The organism is Burkholderia torrens (genome assembly GCF_984668525.1).
Window position 1 is genome coordinate 304,230 of the sequence record NZ_OZ480212.1, and the last position, 14,611, is coordinate 318,840.

At 68.2% G+C, this 14,611-nt stretch carries 12 protein-coding genes; 6 read left to right on the forward strand and 6 right to left on the reverse strand.

All coding sequences use genetic code 11. The annotated features are described in order from the left end of the window. Positions 1-21 precede the first annotated feature (21 nt). Positions 22-795 (forward strand): transporter substrate-binding domain-containing protein, encoded by a 774-nt coding sequence (locus tag AC5LXX_RS17760; RefSeq protein WP_493412474.1) that lies wholly within the window; start codon positions 22-24, stop codon positions 793-795. A 59-nt stretch (positions 796-854) separates the two neighbouring features. Further along, positions 855-1,970: a succinylglutamate desuccinylase/aspartoacylase family protein gene (locus tag AC5LXX_RS17765; protein WP_493412475.1), complete on the forward strand. Its 1,116-nt coding sequence runs from the start codon at positions 855-857 to the stop codon at positions 1,968-1,970. Positions 1,971-2,181: 211 nt separating this feature from the next. On the opposite strand, the gene AC5LXX_RS17770 is transcribed toward AC5LXX_RS17765, so the two are convergent. Then, the gene (locus AC5LXX_RS17770; RefSeq protein WP_124455524.1) at positions 2,182-2,970 is read right to left on the reverse strand and encodes an IclR family transcriptional regulator; all 789 of its coding nucleotides are present in this window, start codon (positions 2,968-2,970) and stop codon (positions 2,182-2,184) included. A gap of 226 nt (positions 2,971-3,196) precedes the next feature. Between AC5LXX_RS17770 and pcaF the strand changes: the two genes are divergently transcribed. Further along, positions 3,197-4,399 (forward strand): 3-oxoadipyl-CoA thiolase, encoded by a 1,203-nt coding sequence (gene pcaF / locus AC5LXX_RS17775; RefSeq protein WP_493412476.1) that lies wholly within the window; start codon positions 3,197-3,199, stop codon positions 4,397-4,399. A 153-nt stretch (positions 4,400-4,552) separates the two neighbouring features. On the opposite strand, the gene AC5LXX_RS17780 is transcribed toward pcaF, so the two are convergent. After that, a complete protein-coding gene (locus AC5LXX_RS17780; protein ID WP_493412477.1) occupies positions 4,553-5,113 on the reverse strand; it encodes a GNAT family N-acetyltransferase in 561 nt (186 codons plus the stop codon). Next, the gene (locus AC5LXX_RS17785; protein ID WP_493412478.1) at positions 5,110-5,967 is read right to left on the reverse strand and encodes a class I SAM-dependent methyltransferase; all 858 of its coding nucleotides are present in this window, start codon (positions 5,965-5,967) and stop codon (positions 5,110-5,112) included. Before AC5LXX_RS17785 ends, AC5LXX_RS17780 begins: the two co-directional genes overlap by 4 nt. Positions 5,968-6,279: 312 nt before the next feature. Here AC5LXX_RS17785 and AC5LXX_RS17790 point away from each other — a divergent pair, with 312 nt between their 5' ends. Continuing rightward, positions 6,280-7,824 (forward strand): methyl-accepting chemotaxis protein, encoded by a 1,545-nt coding sequence (locus tag AC5LXX_RS17790; protein ID WP_493412479.1) that lies wholly within the window; start codon positions 6,280-6,282, stop codon positions 7,822-7,824. 115 nt (positions 7,825-7,939) lie between these two features. Here AC5LXX_RS17790 and gabD read toward each other — a convergent pair whose 3' ends face one another. Beyond that, complete coding sequence (gabD, locus tag AC5LXX_RS17795; RefSeq protein WP_059240892.1) at positions 7,940-9,409, reverse strand: NADP-dependent succinate-semialdehyde dehydrogenase; 1,470 nt, start codon at positions 9,407-9,409, stop codon at positions 7,940-7,942. Positions 9,410-9,509: 100 nt separating this feature from the next. Further along, the gene (locus tag AC5LXX_RS17800) at positions 9,510-10,799 is read right to left on the reverse strand and encodes a 4-aminobutyrate--2-oxoglutarate transaminase (protein WP_493412480.1); all 1,290 of its coding nucleotides are present in this window, start codon (positions 10,797-10,799) and stop codon (positions 9,510-9,512) included. A gap of 119 nt (positions 10,800-10,918) precedes the next feature. Here AC5LXX_RS17800 and pdxR point away from each other — a divergent pair, with 119 nt between their 5' ends. Continuing rightward, complete coding sequence (pdxR, locus tag AC5LXX_RS17805) at positions 10,919-12,427, forward strand: MocR-like pyridoxine biosynthesis transcription factor PdxR (RefSeq protein ID WP_322081734.1); 1,509 nt, start codon at positions 10,919-10,921, stop codon at positions 12,425-12,427. A gap of 98 nt (positions 12,428-12,525) precedes the next feature. Here the strand turns inward: pdxR and AC5LXX_RS17810 are convergent, their stop codons facing one another. Beyond that, the gene (locus tag AC5LXX_RS17810) at positions 12,526-13,362 is read right to left on the reverse strand and encodes an EamA family transporter (RefSeq protein WP_493412481.1); all 837 of its coding nucleotides are present in this window, start codon (positions 13,360-13,362) and stop codon (positions 12,526-12,528) included. A 115-nt stretch (positions 13,363-13,477) separates the two neighbouring features. On the opposite strand from AC5LXX_RS17810, the gene selD reads away from it, so the two are divergent. Further along, positions 13,478-14,542, forward strand: a complete 1,065-nt coding sequence (gene selD / locus AC5LXX_RS17815; protein WP_124455541.1) for a selenide, water dikinase SelD — start codon at positions 13,478-13,480, stop codon at positions 14,540-14,542. The last annotated feature ends 69 nt before the right edge of the window (positions 14,543-14,611 follow it).

Genomic DNA, 14,611 nt, shown 5'->3' on the forward strand with positions numbered 1-14,611 from the left:
TCTTTCCACCCTCCGTCGACCATGAAACGTTTCCTCGTCCCGCTCGTTTCCCTGTGCCTCGGCCTGGCTACCGCATCCGCGTCCGCGCTCGACACGCACGTCGTGCGGCTCGGCATCGACCCGACCTATCCGCCGATGGACGCGAAGGCGCCCGACGGCAGCCTGAAGGGCTTCGACGTCGATCTCGGCAACGAGATCTGCCGCCGCGCGCAGTTGCGCTGCCAGTGGGTCGAACTCGAATTCTCCGGGATGATTCCGGCGCTGCAGGCGCGCAAGATCGACGCGATCCTGTCGTCGATGGCGATCACGGAGAAGCGCGAGAAGCAGATCCTGTTCTCGTCGAAACTGTTCCGCTTCAAGTCGCGGCTCGTCGCGCGGCCCGACCTCGGGCTCGGCAGCACGACGGCGCCGCTGGCCGGCAAGCGCGTCGGTGTGCAGTCGGGCACGCAGTTCGAATCGTGGGCGCTCGCGCACTGGGCGACGGCCGGCGTGAGCGTCGTGCCGTACAAGAGCCAGGACGACGTGTTCGCCGATCTCGTCAACGGCCGCCTCGACGCGGCGCTGCTCGGCACGGTGGAAGCCGACTACGGGTTCCTGCGCCAGCCGCGCGGCAAGGGCTTCGCGTTCGTCGGCGCACCGCTCGACATGGGCGATCGCGGTGTCGGCATCGGCATGCGGCAATCCGATACGGCGCTGAAGGCGTCGATCGACGGCGCGATCGCATCGATGCTGAAGGACGGCACGTACGACCGGATCGCGAAGAAGTATTTCGACTTCAACCCGTACGGCGACTGAGCGCCGCGCCACCTCGCCGTTTCACCCGCTTCCCTGATTTCATCCGTTCGAGACCATCGATGCAGATTCGCACCACGCCGCTCCTGTCGCCGTCGATCGGCACGCAGCGCACGCTGACGAGCTTTCATTTCGGGCCGGCCGATACCGGCCGCAAGATCTACCTGCAGGCCGCGCTGCACGCGGACGAGACGCCCGCGATGCTCGCGGCGTTCGTGCTGAAGCAGCGTCTCGCACAGCTCGACGCCGAAGGCCGGCTCGCGGCCGAGATCGTGCTCGTGCCGGTGTCGAACCCGGTCGGCCTCAATCATCATCTGCTCGGACAGTTCATCGGCCGCTTCGACCTGGCGAGCGGCCGCAACTTCAATCGCGGCTTCCTGCCGCTCGCGGAGATCGCCGCGCGTGCGCGCGACCGGCTCGGCGCCGACGGCGAACGCAATCGCGCGATCGTGCGCGAATGCGTCGGTGCGACGCTCGACGCCATCGAGCCGCGCACCGAATTCGACGCGCTGCAGCTCGCGCTGCTGAAGCTGTCGCATGACGCGGAAGTCGTGATCGACCTGCATTGCTCGCTCGAAGCGGTGATGCACGTGTACACGAGCGACACGGCGTGGCCCGAGATCGAACCGCTCGCGCGCTATCTCGGTGCGGAGGTGTCGCTGCTCGCGGAGGATTCGGGCGGGCATGCGTTCGATGATGCCCATCACCTGCTGTGGGCGCAGTTGCGCCAGCATTTGCCGGATGGCACGCCGATGGCGGCCGGCACCGTGGCCGTGACGGTCGAGTGCCGCGGCCAGCGCGACGTGACGTATGAATATGCCGAACGCGATGCCGACGCGCTCGTCGACTACCTCGTCTGGCGCGGCGCGGTGCAGGGCGAGCGCACGCCGCTGCCGCCGCTGGCCGCACCGGCCACGCCGCTGGCGGGCAGCGAGCAGTTCTACGCGCCGGTGAGCGGAATCCTCGTGCACCGCGCGGCGATCGGCGCGACGATCCGTGCGGGCGACCCGCTGTTCGACATCGTCGATCCGCTGACGGACGCGATCACGACGATCTCGAGCGCGACCGACGGCGTGTTCTACATGCGCCGCGCCATCCGCTTCGTGACGGCCGGCGCGCCGCTCGGCCGCGTGACGGGCACGGTGCCGGTGCGCACGGGGATGCTGCTCGGCGCGTGAGCGGCGCGGTGTCCTACGAGCCGGGCGCAATTTCGTTCTCGTCAGATTGACCGGCTTTCCGCGCGTCACTAAATTGTGTGGCGCGGAGTGTGCTCCGTGTTCCGTGAGACGAACGTTGCAATGAAGTCAGAGTTTGAGCGGGCGGCCCAGGCTGCCCGCTTTTTTTTATTGGCGAATCGTCGTGCGGCCGGTACGACAATCGGCAAGGCGCTCAACCGCGCCGCGCCACCAGCTCCGACACCGTCTGCGCGGCCTGCTGCAACGGCCCGAGAAACTCCTTCACCATCTGCTTCGCGGTATGCCGCTGCGCATTGCCGCTGATGTTCATCGCCGCGATGATCTGCCCGCGCCGGTTGCGGATCGGCGCGGACAGCGACATCAGGCCCACCTCGAGTTCCTGGTCGACCACGGCCCAGCCCTGCTGGCGTACTTGCGCGATCGTTGCCTTCAGCTCGCCGAGATCCGTGATCGTGCGCTGTGTATGCGCGCGGATGGCGCTTTGCGCGAGCGTTTCGTCGAGTGCCGCGTCGTCGAGCGCGGACAGCAGCACGCGGCCCATCGACGTGCAGTACGCGGGCAGCCGGCTGCCGATCGACAGGTTGATCGTCATGATCTTGCGGGTCGGTACGCGCAGCACGTAGACGATCTCGGTACGGTCGAGCACCGCGGCCGAGCAGCTTTCGTGGATCTGGGCGGACAACTGCTCCATCACCGGGTCGGCGAGATTCCAGAACGGCATCGAGGTCAGGTACGCGAAGCCGAGCTCGAGGATCTTCGGCGTGAGCCGGAACAGCCGGCCGTCTGCCTCGACGTAGCCGAGCGTCTGCAGCGTGAGCAGGATCCGGCGCGCGCCCGCGCGCGTGAGCCCGGTGGCCGACGCGACTTCGGTGAGCGTCTGCTCGGGGCGGGCCGCGTCGAATGCGCGGATCACCGCGAGGCCGCGCGCGAACGACTGCACATAGGAGTCGCCGGGTTTAGTCTGAGTGTCTTCGGTTGTCATGAGCGCCTGGAATATCGTGCAGCCGAGAAGATAGCGCATGGGGCCTGACACGCCAACCGCGCGGCGGACCGCGCGCTTGACAGGTCGTCCCTGCACTCCCTATGATGCGTTGAACGTTCGATACACGATCTTATGTTCGTATATAGAACATTTAAGCGCATCCCGGCGGGCAATGCAAGGGGCGCGCCCTGTTCATTTCCCAGCCTTCATGGGACCGGAGACACTGATGACCGAAGCTTTTCTGTGTGATGCGATCCGTACGCCGATCGGGCGTTACGGCGGTGCGCTGTCCGGCGTGCGCGCCGACGACCTGGGCGCGGTGCCGCTCAAGGCGCTCGTCGAGCGCAACCGCGATGTCGACTGGACGGCGGTCGACGACGTGATCTACGGCTGCGCGAACCAGGCCGGCGAGGACAACCGCAACGTCGCGCGCATGTCGGCGCTGCTCGCGGGCCTGCCGCAAGGCGTGCCGGGTTCGACGATCAACCGCCTGTGCGGTTCCGGGATGGACGCGGTCGGCGTGGCCGCACGCGCGATCAAGTCGGGCGAAGCTGCGCTGATGGTCGCGGGCGGCGTCGAGAGCATGACGCGCGCGCCGTTCGTGATGGGCAAGGCCGCCAGCGCGTTCGCGCGCCAGGCCGACATCTACGACACGACGATCGGCTGGCGCTTCGTCAATCCGCTGATGAAACAGCTGCACGGTGTCGACTCGATGCCGGAAACCGCCGAGAACGTCGCGGTCGACTACAACATCAGCCGCGCGGACCAGGACCTGTTCGCGCTGCGCAGCCAGCAGAAGGCCGCGCGCGCGCAGCAGGACGGCACGCTCGCCGAGGAAATCGTGTCGGTCACGATTGCCCAGAAGAAGGGCGATCCGGTGGTCGTGTCGCGCGACGAGCATCCGCGTGAAACGTCGCTCGAGACGCTCGCGAAGCTGAAGGGCGTCGTGCGCCCGGACGGCTCGGTGACGGCCGGCAACGCGTCGGGCGTCAACGACGGCGCCGCCGCGCTGCTGCTCGCGAACGAAGCAACCGCGAAGCGCTTCGGCCTGACGCCGCGTGCACGCGTGCTCGGCATCGCAACGGCCGGCGTCGCGCCGCGCGTGATGGGCATCGGCCCCGCACCGGCCACGCAGAAGCTGCTCGCTCGGCTCGGGATGACGATCGACCAGTTCGACGTGATCGAGCTGAACGAGGCGTTCGCGTCGCAGGGCCTCGCGGTGCTGCGCATGCTGGGCGTCGCCGACGACGATCCCCGCGTGAACCCGAACGGCGGCGCGATCGCGCTGGGCCATCCGCTCGGCGCATCGGGTGCGCGCCTCGTGACGACCGCGATGTACCAGCTGCATCGCACGAATGGCCGCTTCGCGCTGTGCACGATGTGCATCGGCGTCGGCCAGGGCATCGCGATCGCGATCGAACGCGTCTGATCGGCGCGATGGGGTGAAGCGGCCGGATACGCGCCGCTTCGTCGCTGCGCTGTTTCCGCCACGATGGGCGGCACGAGATTGCTCGTGCCGCCCATTGTCGTTAGCCGGCCTGCGACAGTCGCCTGAGGCGCGCTTCATCCGCGCGCCGGACCGTCAGGCCGCCGGCCCTTCCAGATGAAGATCCTCGGGCTCGAGCGCGTAAAGCTCGGGGTCGGGCGAAGCGCTGACGGTGAAGCCGAGCCGCAGGTAGAAGTCGATCGTGCGCTGCGACGGCGTGGCCGACACGTACAGGCGCTCGGCACCCATCGCACGTGCCTGCACCCGGGCCGCGCGATAGAGCTGCTCGCCGAGCCCGCAGCCGCGCCAGTCGTGGCTCACGTGCAGGAACTTCAACTGCAGCATGTCGCGTTGCGGGCCGAGCGGCCGGCTGTCGACGACGACCGCCGCGACGAGCCTCGCGCCGTCGAACCTGCCGAGGAACCAGCCGCCGCGATCGTGGCAGTCGAGCAGGATCGGCGTGTAGTGATCGGCTTCGCCGTCGGGCCAGCCGGCAACGTCGTAGAACTCGGGCACGAGGTGCAGCGTACCGTCGCGCAGCACGTACAGGTGCTCGATGATCTCGCGCCGGTCGATGGTCCACACGAGCGGCACGTCGTCGCGCGCAAGGAGGCGGGTGGACAGCGCGTCGCGCTCGGCGGCGGTGCGGCGCATCATGCGGCCACCCGGTGCGCGGCGATCCCGTACATCAGCGGCAGGCGCGGCATGCCGTCGGGCGGCACCATCCGGCGGCCTTCCAGTTCGCGCATGCCGTCGAAGCCCTTCCAGCCGTTTGAGTACGGATATTCGGTCAGGCGGTCGATCGCGAGCCCGGCCGACACGAGCGCATTCACCACGTCGCCGATGCCCCACATGAACTCGTAGCTCGGATGCGGGTTCGAGAAATCGACGACACCCGGGTGGTCGTGCTGCGCGCCGAGCCCCGTGCCGGATGCCGCCACGTAATCGCCGACGCCCGCGGGCTCCTCGGTCGCGTCGCCGTTGAAGTAGTCGTAGCGCGGCTGCCAGTGTTCGTCGAAATACAGCGAGAACGGATGGAACTCGACCATCGCGAAGCGGCCGCCCGGCGCGAGCAGCGCGGCGATGCCGCGCGCCCATGCGCTCAGGTCCGACAGCCAGCAGATCGCGCCGTACGACGTGAACACGCGATCGAAGCGCTCGCCGCGCGCGGCGGCCTCGGGCATCCAGTCGAGCACGTCGGCGCGCTCGAAGCGCGCGGGCAGGCCCGCGTCGGCCGACAGTTGCCGCGCGAAGCCGATCGCTTCGTCGGAGATGTCGACGCCGGTTGCGTCCGCGCCGTCGCGCACGAGGCTCAGCGTGTCCTGTCCCGCGTTGCATTGCAGGTGCAGGAGCCGCAGGCCCCCGAGCTCGCCGAGCAATTCGCGTTCTTCGGGAAACAGCGTCGAGCCGCCATTGCGGAAAAACGCGGCCTGATCGCCTTTATGGCTGTTATGCGCGACCGTCGCCGTATTCCAGGACAGCCGATTCAGTTCGTGCAATGCCTTTTTCATCGAATTTGAATTCCGGTGGAATGGAGCAGGATAGGCCAAATCGTTTCGCCGCGCGCAACGGCTGCCGGCATTGGCGCTCCGGGCGGCGCGTTGTGGCAGGCGGATGAACGCGCGCGGCGATTATCGCCGGAATACTTGATCGAAATCATGGTAATGGCCGGATTGCATATTTTGTGCGCGACAGGATTAAGGTTTTGCGATGAATTGCCGACAGTAAGGACGAGAGTGTCGTAAAGCGATCAACCGTTTTTCGGCTACTGAGCGTGATTTTCAGCGCGGCGCGGACAACAGATCCGCCTTTCGGAGCCTTGCATGCGCAATAACCAGCCCGTTACCCAACAGGAATTCGATTTTCCCGACGACGTCACGCTGATGTCGACGACCGATGCCGACAGCACGATCACCTACGCGAACACGACGTTTGCGCAGGTGAGCGGTTTCTCGAACGAGGAGCTCGTCGGCCAGCCGCACAATGCCGTGCGCCACCCCGACATGCCGCGCGAGGCGTTCGCCGACATGTGGGCGACGCTCAAGCGCGGCGAGCCGTGGACCGCGCTCGTGAAGAACCGCCGCAAGAACGGCGACCACTACTGGGTGCGTGCGAACGCGATTCCGGTGATGCGCAACGGTGAGCCGCAGGGCTACATGTCGGTGCGCACGAAGGCGCCGAGCGATGAAACCAAGGCCGCCGATGCGCTGTATCGCGCGTTTCGCGAAGGCAAGGCCGGCCAGCGCCGGTTCCACAAGGGGCTCGTGATTCGTACCGGGCTGCTGCGCGTCGCGTCGCTGCCGCAGACGATGTCGGTGCGCGCACGCGTGCATTCGGCGCTGTGCGTGCTGGCGCCGGCCGTCGTCGGCGCGGGGTGGGCATGCGGGTTGTCCGGCGGCGGGCTCGCGGCGTTTGCCGGCGTGACGGTCGGCGTGGCGGCCGCGGCCGGCTGGTGGCTCGACGCGCAGATCGTGCAACCGTTGAAGCGGCTGCACGAACAGGCGCTGAATGTCGCGACCGGTGAAAGCCGGCGCGGCGTGCGGATGAACCGCATCGACGAGATCGGCATGACGCTGCGCACGATCAACCAGCTCGGGCTGATGTTCCGCTGGCTCGTCGACGATGTCAGCGAGCAGGTGCACAACGTGCAACGCGCGAGCAACGAGATCGCGCAGGGCAACAACGACCTGAGCGCGCGCACCGAGCAGGCCGCGTCGAGCGTGCAGGAAACGGCCGCCTCGATGGCCGAGATGACGGCGACGGTGTCGAGCAATGCGGAGACGGCGCTGCAGGCGAATCAGTTGTCGGTTTCCGCGAGCGATGCAGCCGAGCGTGGCGGGCAGGCGGTGAGCGAGGTCGTCGCGACGATGAACGACATCACCGACAGCTCGCGCAGGATCGCGGACATCATCGGCGTGATCGACGGCATCGCGTTCCAGACCAACATCCTCGCGCTGAACGCGGCGGTCGAGGCCGCGCGTGCGGGCGAGCAGGGGCGCGGTTTCGCGGTGGTCGCCGGCGAGGTGCGCGCGCTCGCGCAGCGCAGTGCGAACGCGGCGAAGGAGATCAAGACGCTGATCGGCGCGAGCGTCGAGCGGGTCGAGTCGGGCGCGCGGATCGTCGATGGCGCGGGCAAGACGATGGAGGACATTGTCACGCAGGTGAAGCGCGTGTCGGATCTGATCGCGGAGATCAGCTCGTCGACGGCCGAGCAGAGCACGGGTGTCGCGCAGGTCGACCAGGCGGTCGTGCATCTGGACAACATCACGCAGCAGAACGCGGCGCTGGTCGAGCAGAGCACGGCGGCGTCGGAAAGCCTGAAGCAGCAGGCGACGCGGCTCGTGGATGCGGTGAACGTGTTTCGGTGATGAGCGAGGAGAGAGGTGACGCGGGCACGACGGAGAGGGATGCCGGCCCGCGTCGGACCGCCCGGTTCCGGCCGGGCGGTCAGGGCCTGTCGCCGAAGCGGCAGGCCCTGAACCGTCAGACGGCCAGGCAGAGGTACTTGATCACGACGTAGTCGTCGATGCCGTAGTGCGAGCCTTCGCGGCCGAGGCCCGACTGCTTGACGCCGCCGAACGGCGCGACTTCGTTCGAGATCAGGCCCGTGTTCACGCCGACCATCCCGTATTCGAGCGCTTCCGCCACCTTCCACACACGGCCGATGTCGCGGCTGAAGAAGTACGCGGCCAGGCCGAACTCGGTGTCGTTCGCGAGGCCGATCACTTCTTCGTCGCTGCTGAACTTGAACAGCGGCGCGAGCGGCCCGAACGTCTCTTCCTTTGCGACCTTCATCGCCGGCGTGACGCCCGTCAGCACGGTCGGCTCGAAGAAGCCGTGGCCGAGCGCGTGGCGCTTGCCGCCCGTCACGACGGTCGCGCCCTTCGCGAGCGCGTCCTCGATGTGCGCCTCGACCTTCAGCACGGCCGCCTCGTTGATCAGCGGACCCTGCGTGACGCCCGGCTCGGTGCCGCGGCCGACCTTCAGCTGGCCGACGGCTGCCGCGAGCTTCTGCGCGAACTGGTCGTACACGGCTTCATGCACGTAGAAGCGGTTCGTGCACACGCACGTCTGGCCGCTGTTGCGGTACTTCGACGCAATCGCGCCCTGCACGGCCGCATCGAGGTCGGCGTCGTCGAACACGATGAACGGCGCGTTGCCGCCGAGCTCCAGCGACACCTTCTTGACCGTCGCCGCGCATTGCGCCATCAGCAGGCGGCCGACCGGCGTCGAGCCCGTGAACGACAGCTTGCGCACGATCGGGTTCGACGTCAGCTCGCCGCCGATCGCCTTCGGATCGCCCGTGACGACGCTGAACACGCCGGCCGGCACGCCCGCGCGCTCGGCCAGCACGGCCATCGCGAGCGCGGAGAACGGCGTGGCCTCGGCCGGCTTCACGACGATCGGGCAGCCGGCGGCGAGCGCCGGGCCGACCTTGCGCGTGATCATCGCCGCCGGGAAGTTCCACGGCGTGATCGCCGCGCACACGCCGATCGCTTCCTTCGTCACGACGATGCGCTTGTCGCTCGCCGGCGTCGGGATCGTGTCGCCGTACACGCGCTTGCCTTCTTCCGCGAACCACTCGAGGAACGACGCCGCATAGCCGATCTCGCCCTTCGCCTCGGCCAGCGACTTGCCTTGCTCGGTGGTCAGGATCAGCGCGAGGTCGTCGGCGTTTTCCATCATCAGGTCGTGCCACTTGCGCAGGATGACCGCGCGTTCCTTCGCGGTCTTCTTGCGCCACGCCGGCCAGGCGGCGTTCGCGGCGTCGATCGCGTGACGCGTCTCGGCCGTGCCCATCGCCGGCACGGTGCCGAGCAGGCCGCCCGTCGCCGGGTTGCGGACTTCGAACGTCTCGCCGTTCGTTGCGCCTTGCCATTCGCCGTTGACGTACGCCTGCTGGCGGAACAGCGACGGATCTTTCAGTGCCAGGGTTTCCTGAACGGTGCTCATATGAATCGCCTGCTTTGAAAAGGACGGATAAGGGCGGAAGAAAACGGCCGCCGCCGTCTTCACGACGGCGGCGGCGCATTCAGTTGAAGTGGGCGGGAACTCAGGCCGGCACGCCGACCGTTTCCTTCAGCACTTCCTCGAGGATCACGAGCGCTTCGTCGAACACGGCCTGCGGGATCGTCAGCGGGAACAGGAAGCGCACGACGTTCGAGTACACGCCGCACACGAGCAGCAGCAGGCCGCGCTCGAGCGCACGCGTCTGCACGCGCTTCGTGAACTCGGCATCCGGCTCGCCCGAACCGGGCTTCAGGAACTCGACCGCGATCATCGCGCCCGGGCCGCGCACGTCGGCGATCTGCGGCACGTCAGCCTGCAGCGCATTCAGCTTCGCCTTCAGCGCGTCGCCGAGTTGCGTCGCGCGGTCGCACAGCTTCTCTTCGTCGATGATCTCGAGCACCGCGTGCGCCGACGCGACGGCCAGCGGGTTGCCCGCGTAGGTGCCGCCGAGGCCGCCGGGCGCTGCCGCGTCCATCACGTCCGCACGGCCGACGACGCCCGACAGCGGCATCCCGCCCGCGAGGCTCTTCGCCATCGTGATCAGGTCGGCCAGCACGTCGTAGTGCTGCATCGCGAACAGCTTGCCGGTACGCGCGAAGCCCGTCTGGACTTCGTCGGCGATCAGCAGGATGCCGTGTTCGTTACAGATCTTGCGCAGCGCGCGCACGAATTCGGCCGGTGCCGCGTAGAAACCGCCTTCGCCCTGGACCGGTTCGAAGATGATCGCGGCGACGCGCTTCGGATCGATGTCGGCCTTGAACAGCATCTCGATCGCCTTGATCGAGTCGGCCGTCGTCACGCCGTGCAGTGCGTTCGGGTACGGGGCGTGGAACACGTCGCCCGGGAACGGGCCGAAGTTCAGCTTGTACGGGGCGACCTTGCCGGTCAGCGCCATGCCCATCATCGTGCGGCCGTGGAAGCCGCCCGAGAACGCGATGACGCCCGGACGGCCGGTCGCTGCACGCGCGATCTTGATCGCGTTCTCGACGGCTTCGGCGCCGGTCGTGAAGAACGCGGTCTTCTTCGGGAAGTCGCCCGGCGCGCGGTCGTTGATCTTCTCGGCCAGCTCGACGTACGACGCGTACGGGACGATCTGGTAAGCGGTGTGCGTGAAGTTGTTCAGTTGATCCGCGATCGCCTTGACGATCTTCGGGTGGCGGTGGCCCGTGTTCAGCACCGCGATGCCGGCGGCGAAATCGATGAAGCGGCGGCCTTCGACATCCCACAGTTCCGCGTTCTCGGCGCGGGCTGCGTAGAAATCGCACATCACGCCGACGCCGCGCGGGGTGGCGGCGTTCTTGCGGGCCTGCAGGTCGGCATTCTTCACGGTCATCTCCTTGATGTTCTTTCCGGTGGGTAGAAATCGGGCGCCTTGGCAGCCCATGGAGGCGACTATAATCACATTTGGCTCTGGCAATCAGAGCCATTTCAATAAATATTCAGGAGCCAATCATGCGCGCGAGCGTGCTGTCGGACTGGCTGGCGCAGCGCCTCGTGCGCGGCGGCGAACAGCCGATCTACCGGCAGCTTCACCGGCTGCTGCAACAGGCGATCCTGTCGCGCGAACTGCCGGCCGGCACGCGCGTGCCGTCGTCGCGGCTGCTGGCCGCCGAACTCGGGATCGCGCGCAACACGGTCACGCAAGTTTACGAACAGCTTGCACTCGAAGGCTACGTGAACTCGGCGACCGGCCGCGGCACGTTCGTCGCCGACAGCGCGCCGGACGAGATCGTCGGTGCACCGCCCGACGCGGCGGCCGGCCCGGCCGTCGTGACGCCGTCCGCCCGGCGGCTGTCCGCGCGCGGCACGCGGCTCGTCGAAGGCGCCGGCGTGTCGAAGCGCCAGGGCGGCGCGTTCATGCCGGGCGTGCCCGATGTGTCGCGATTTCCGGCGCGCGTGTGGACGCGGCTGCACAACAAGTACTGGCGGCGCCTGCGCCCCGACCTGCTGACCTACGCGCCGGGCGGCGGGCTCGCGCTGCTGCGCGAGTCGCTGGCCGACTACCTGCGCACGTCGCGCTCGGTGCGCTGCACGCCCGAGCAGATCGTGATCACGACCGGCATCCACCAGTCTATCGATCTCGCGGTGCGGCTCTTGACCGATCCGGGCGACGCGATCTGGACCGAAGACCCGTGCTACTGGGGCGTGCGCAGCGTGCTGAACGTGTCGGGGCTGACCACGCGGCCGATTCCGGTCGACGACGAAGGCATCGCGCCGTCGGCCGCCGATCTCGCCGAACCGCCGAAGCTGATGCTCGTCACGCCGTCGCACCAGTATCCGCTCGGGATGGTGATGAGCCTCGCGCGGCGCCGGATGCTGCTCGAATACGCGCGCCAGCACGGCTGCTGGATCATCGAGGACGACTACGACAGCGAATTCCGCTATGGCAGCCGGCCGCTCGCGTCGCTGCAGGGCCTCGATACGGCCGGGCAGGTGATTTACGTCGGCAGTTTCGGCAAGACGCTGTTCCCGGGGCTGCGGGTCGGCTATCTCGTCGCGCCGGAGCCGCTCGCGGAAAGCTTCGCGACCGCGAGTGCCGAGCTGTACCGCGAAGGGCAGCTGCTGCAGCAGGCCGTGCTCGCGGAATTCATCGCGGAAGGGCACTTCGTGTCGCATATCCGCAAGATGCGCACGTTGTACGGGCAGCGCCGAGAAGTGCTGCTCGATGCGGTTGCGCGCCGCTACGGCGACACGCTGCAAGCGCTCGGCAGCGACGCGGGGCTGCACCTGGTCACGCAACTGCCGGAAGGCGTCGACGACCGCGCGGTCGCGCAGGCCGCGCTCGAACGCAACATCGTCGTGCGGCCGCTGTCCGGCTACTACGCGGATCGCGAGCGCGCGGCATCGGGGTTGCTGCTCGGCTATGCGTGCGTGCCGGAGGACGAGATCGCGACCGCGTTCGCGACGCTCGCCGAGGCGATCGACGAGCGGGCGTTCGGTGGGGCCGTCGCGGTGGCTTGAAGGGAACGGTGCAACGGCATGGCTGCGGCGTGGTGCAGGTTATGGATGCGAGGCCGACGCATGCGTCCCACCGCGCGGATCGCCTGCATGCGATGCGCTTAAAGCCGGATCAGCGCCGCGCCGGCCACCACCAGCGCGCACGCGGCGAGCCGCTGCGCGCCGGGCCGCTCGCGCATCACGAACCAGCCGATCGCGATCGCGAAGATCGAGCTCGTTTCGCGCAGTGCCGACACGGTCGCGACCGGCAGGTGCCGGTACGCGAGGATCACGATCCCGTAGGCGGCAAGCGAGATCGTGCCGGCGATCGCACCCTGCACGAGCGCGGTGCGCGACGCGAGTACCGCGCGCGGGCCGCCGCGCAGTGCGCAGACGAGCACGAGCTGCGGCACGCTCCACAGCAGGTACACCCACGCGATGTAGCCGAGCGCGCTGCCGGAAATGCGCGAGCCGATCCCGTCGCAGATCGAATACGCGGCGATGAACACGCCGGTGAGCAGCGCATACGGCACGCCTTCTCCGGAGAACCGGAAGCCGCGCCGCAGCGCGAGCGACATGATGCCGAACGACACGAGCGCGATGCCCGCGAAGCCGAACGGCGTCGGCCGCTCGTGCAGCAGCGCGAGCGCCAGCACCGATACGAGCAGCGGCGAGAGGCCGCGCGCGATCGGATAGATCTGCCCGAACTCGCCGCTGCGGTACGCGCGCGCCAGCGTGAAGCAGTACGCGACCTCGAGCGCGGCCGATGCGGCGATGTACGGCCACGCGGCGGGCACCGGCGCGGGCAGCAGCGTGGCGCCGGCGGCGCCGAACGCGAGATACGGCAGCGCCATCGTGCCGAGCTGGACGAGCCGGTCTTCGCTGACATGGAGGAAGGCGTTCCAGATGGCGTGCAGCAGCGCGGAGCACAGCACGAGGCCGATGAACAGGTGATCCATGAACGAAGGTGCGGACGGAGGCGGGGGCGGGACAGCGCCGTCAATTATGTGGGTATCCGGCGCGCACGCACGGAATTGTCGATAATAGAACGTTGTTATTCACCGGATGCCGACGATGACCGAAGCCACCCAAGCCCAGCCTGCCGTTCCGCGCCTCACGAGCCTATCGCACGGGGGCGGCTGCGGCTGCAAGATCGCACCGGGCGTGCTGTCCGAGCTGCTGAAGCGCGCGACGCCGCCCGCGCTGTTCCCGGACCTGCTGGTCGGCACCGAGACGTCCGACGACGCGGCCGTCTACCGGCTCAACGACGAGCAGGCGATCGTCGCGACCACCGATTTCTTCATGCCGATCGTCGACGATCCGTTCGACTTCGGCCGCATCGCGGCGACCAACGCGCTGTCCGACGTGTACGCGATGGGCGGCAAGCCGATCCTCGCGCTCGCGCTGGTCGGCATGCCGATCAACGTGCTGCCGCACGAAACGATCGCGGCCGTGCTGCGCGGCGGCGAATCGGTATGCGCGGACGCGGGTATTCCGGTCGCGGGCGGCCATTCGATCGATTCGGTCGAGCCGATCTACGGGCTCGCGGCGATCGGCGTCGTGCATCCGTCGCGCGTGAAGCGCAATGCGGCCGCGCGCGCGGGCGACGTACTCGTGCTCGGCAAGCCGCTCGGCGTCGGCGTGCTGTCGGCCGCGCTGAAGAAGAACCAGCTCGACGCCGACGGGTACGCGCAGATGGTCGCGACGACCACCAAGCTGAACCGGCCGGGCGCGGAGCTGGCCGCATTGCCGGGCGTGCATGCGCTGACCGACGTCACGGGCTTCGGGCTGCTCGGCCATACGCTCGAACTGGCGCGCGGCGCGCAGCTGACCGCACGCGTGCACTATGCGTCGCTGCCGTGGCTCGCCGGCGTCGAGACGTTCGTCGCCGATGGTGTGTTCACTGGCGCGTCGGGCCGCAACTGGGCCGCATACGGCACCGACGTGCGGCTCGCCGACGGCCTGCCGCCTGTCGCGCAGGCGCTGCTGACCGACCCGCAGACGTCGGGCGGCCTGCTCGTCGCGTGCGCGCCGGACGCGGTCGACGACGTGCTCGCGTGTTTCCGTGCCGACGGTTTCGACCGCGCGGTCGTGATCGGCGAGATGGTGGACGGGCCCGCACGCGTCGACGTCGCCTGACGCTCGATTCACACACCGGATCGTTTTGGCGTCGCTAGAATCGATGCCTTTCCTCGAAGGCATCGACGA

What these genes read in the sequence shown, in the direction of transcription:
- AC5LXX_RS17780 (WP_493412477.1), bottom strand. Translation starts at nt 5,113, where the DNA reads ATGATGCGCCGCACCGCCGCCGAGCGCGACGCGCTGTCCACCCGCCTC.
- AC5LXX_RS17810 (WP_493412481.1), bottom strand. Translation starts at nt 13,362, where the DNA reads ATGGATCACCTGTTCATCGGCCTCGTGCTGTGCTCCGCGCTGCTGCAC.
- AC5LXX_RS17770 (WP_124455524.1), bottom strand. Translation starts at nt 2,970, where the DNA reads ATGACAACCGAAGACACTCAGACTAAACCCGGCGACTCCTATGTGCAG.
- AC5LXX_RS17765 (WP_493412475.1), top strand. Translation starts at nt 855, where the DNA reads ATGCAGATTCGCACCACGCCGCTCCTGTCGCCGTCGATCGGCACGCAG.
- pdxR (WP_322081734.1), top strand. Translation starts at nt 10,919, where the DNA reads ATGCGCGCGAGCGTGCTGTCGGACTGGCTGGCGCAGCGCCTCGTGCGC.
- AC5LXX_RS17790 (WP_493412479.1), top strand. Translation starts at nt 6,280, where the DNA reads ATGCGCAATAACCAGCCCGTTACCCAACAGGAATTCGATTTTCCCGAC.
- gabD (WP_059240892.1), bottom strand. Translation starts at nt 9,409, where the DNA reads ATGAGCACCGTTCAGGAAACCCTGGCACTGAAAGATCCGTCGCTGTTC.
- selD (WP_124455541.1), top strand. Translation starts at nt 13,478, where the DNA reads ATGACCGAAGCCACCCAAGCCCAGCCTGCCGTTCCGCGCCTCACGAGC.
- AC5LXX_RS17760 (WP_493412474.1), top strand. Translation starts at nt 22, where the DNA reads ATGAAACGTTTCCTCGTCCCGCTCGTTTCCCTGTGCCTCGGCCTGGCT.
- pcaF (WP_493412476.1), top strand. Translation starts at nt 3,197, where the DNA reads ATGACCGAAGCTTTTCTGTGTGATGCGATCCGTACGCCGATCGGGCGT.
- AC5LXX_RS17800 (WP_493412480.1), bottom strand. Translation starts at nt 10,799, where the DNA reads ATGACCGTGAAGAATGCCGACCTGCAGGCCCGCAAGAACGCCGCCACC.
- AC5LXX_RS17785 (WP_493412478.1), bottom strand. Translation starts at nt 5,967, where the DNA reads ATGAAAAAGGCATTGCACGAACTGAATCGGCTGTCCTGGAATACGGCG.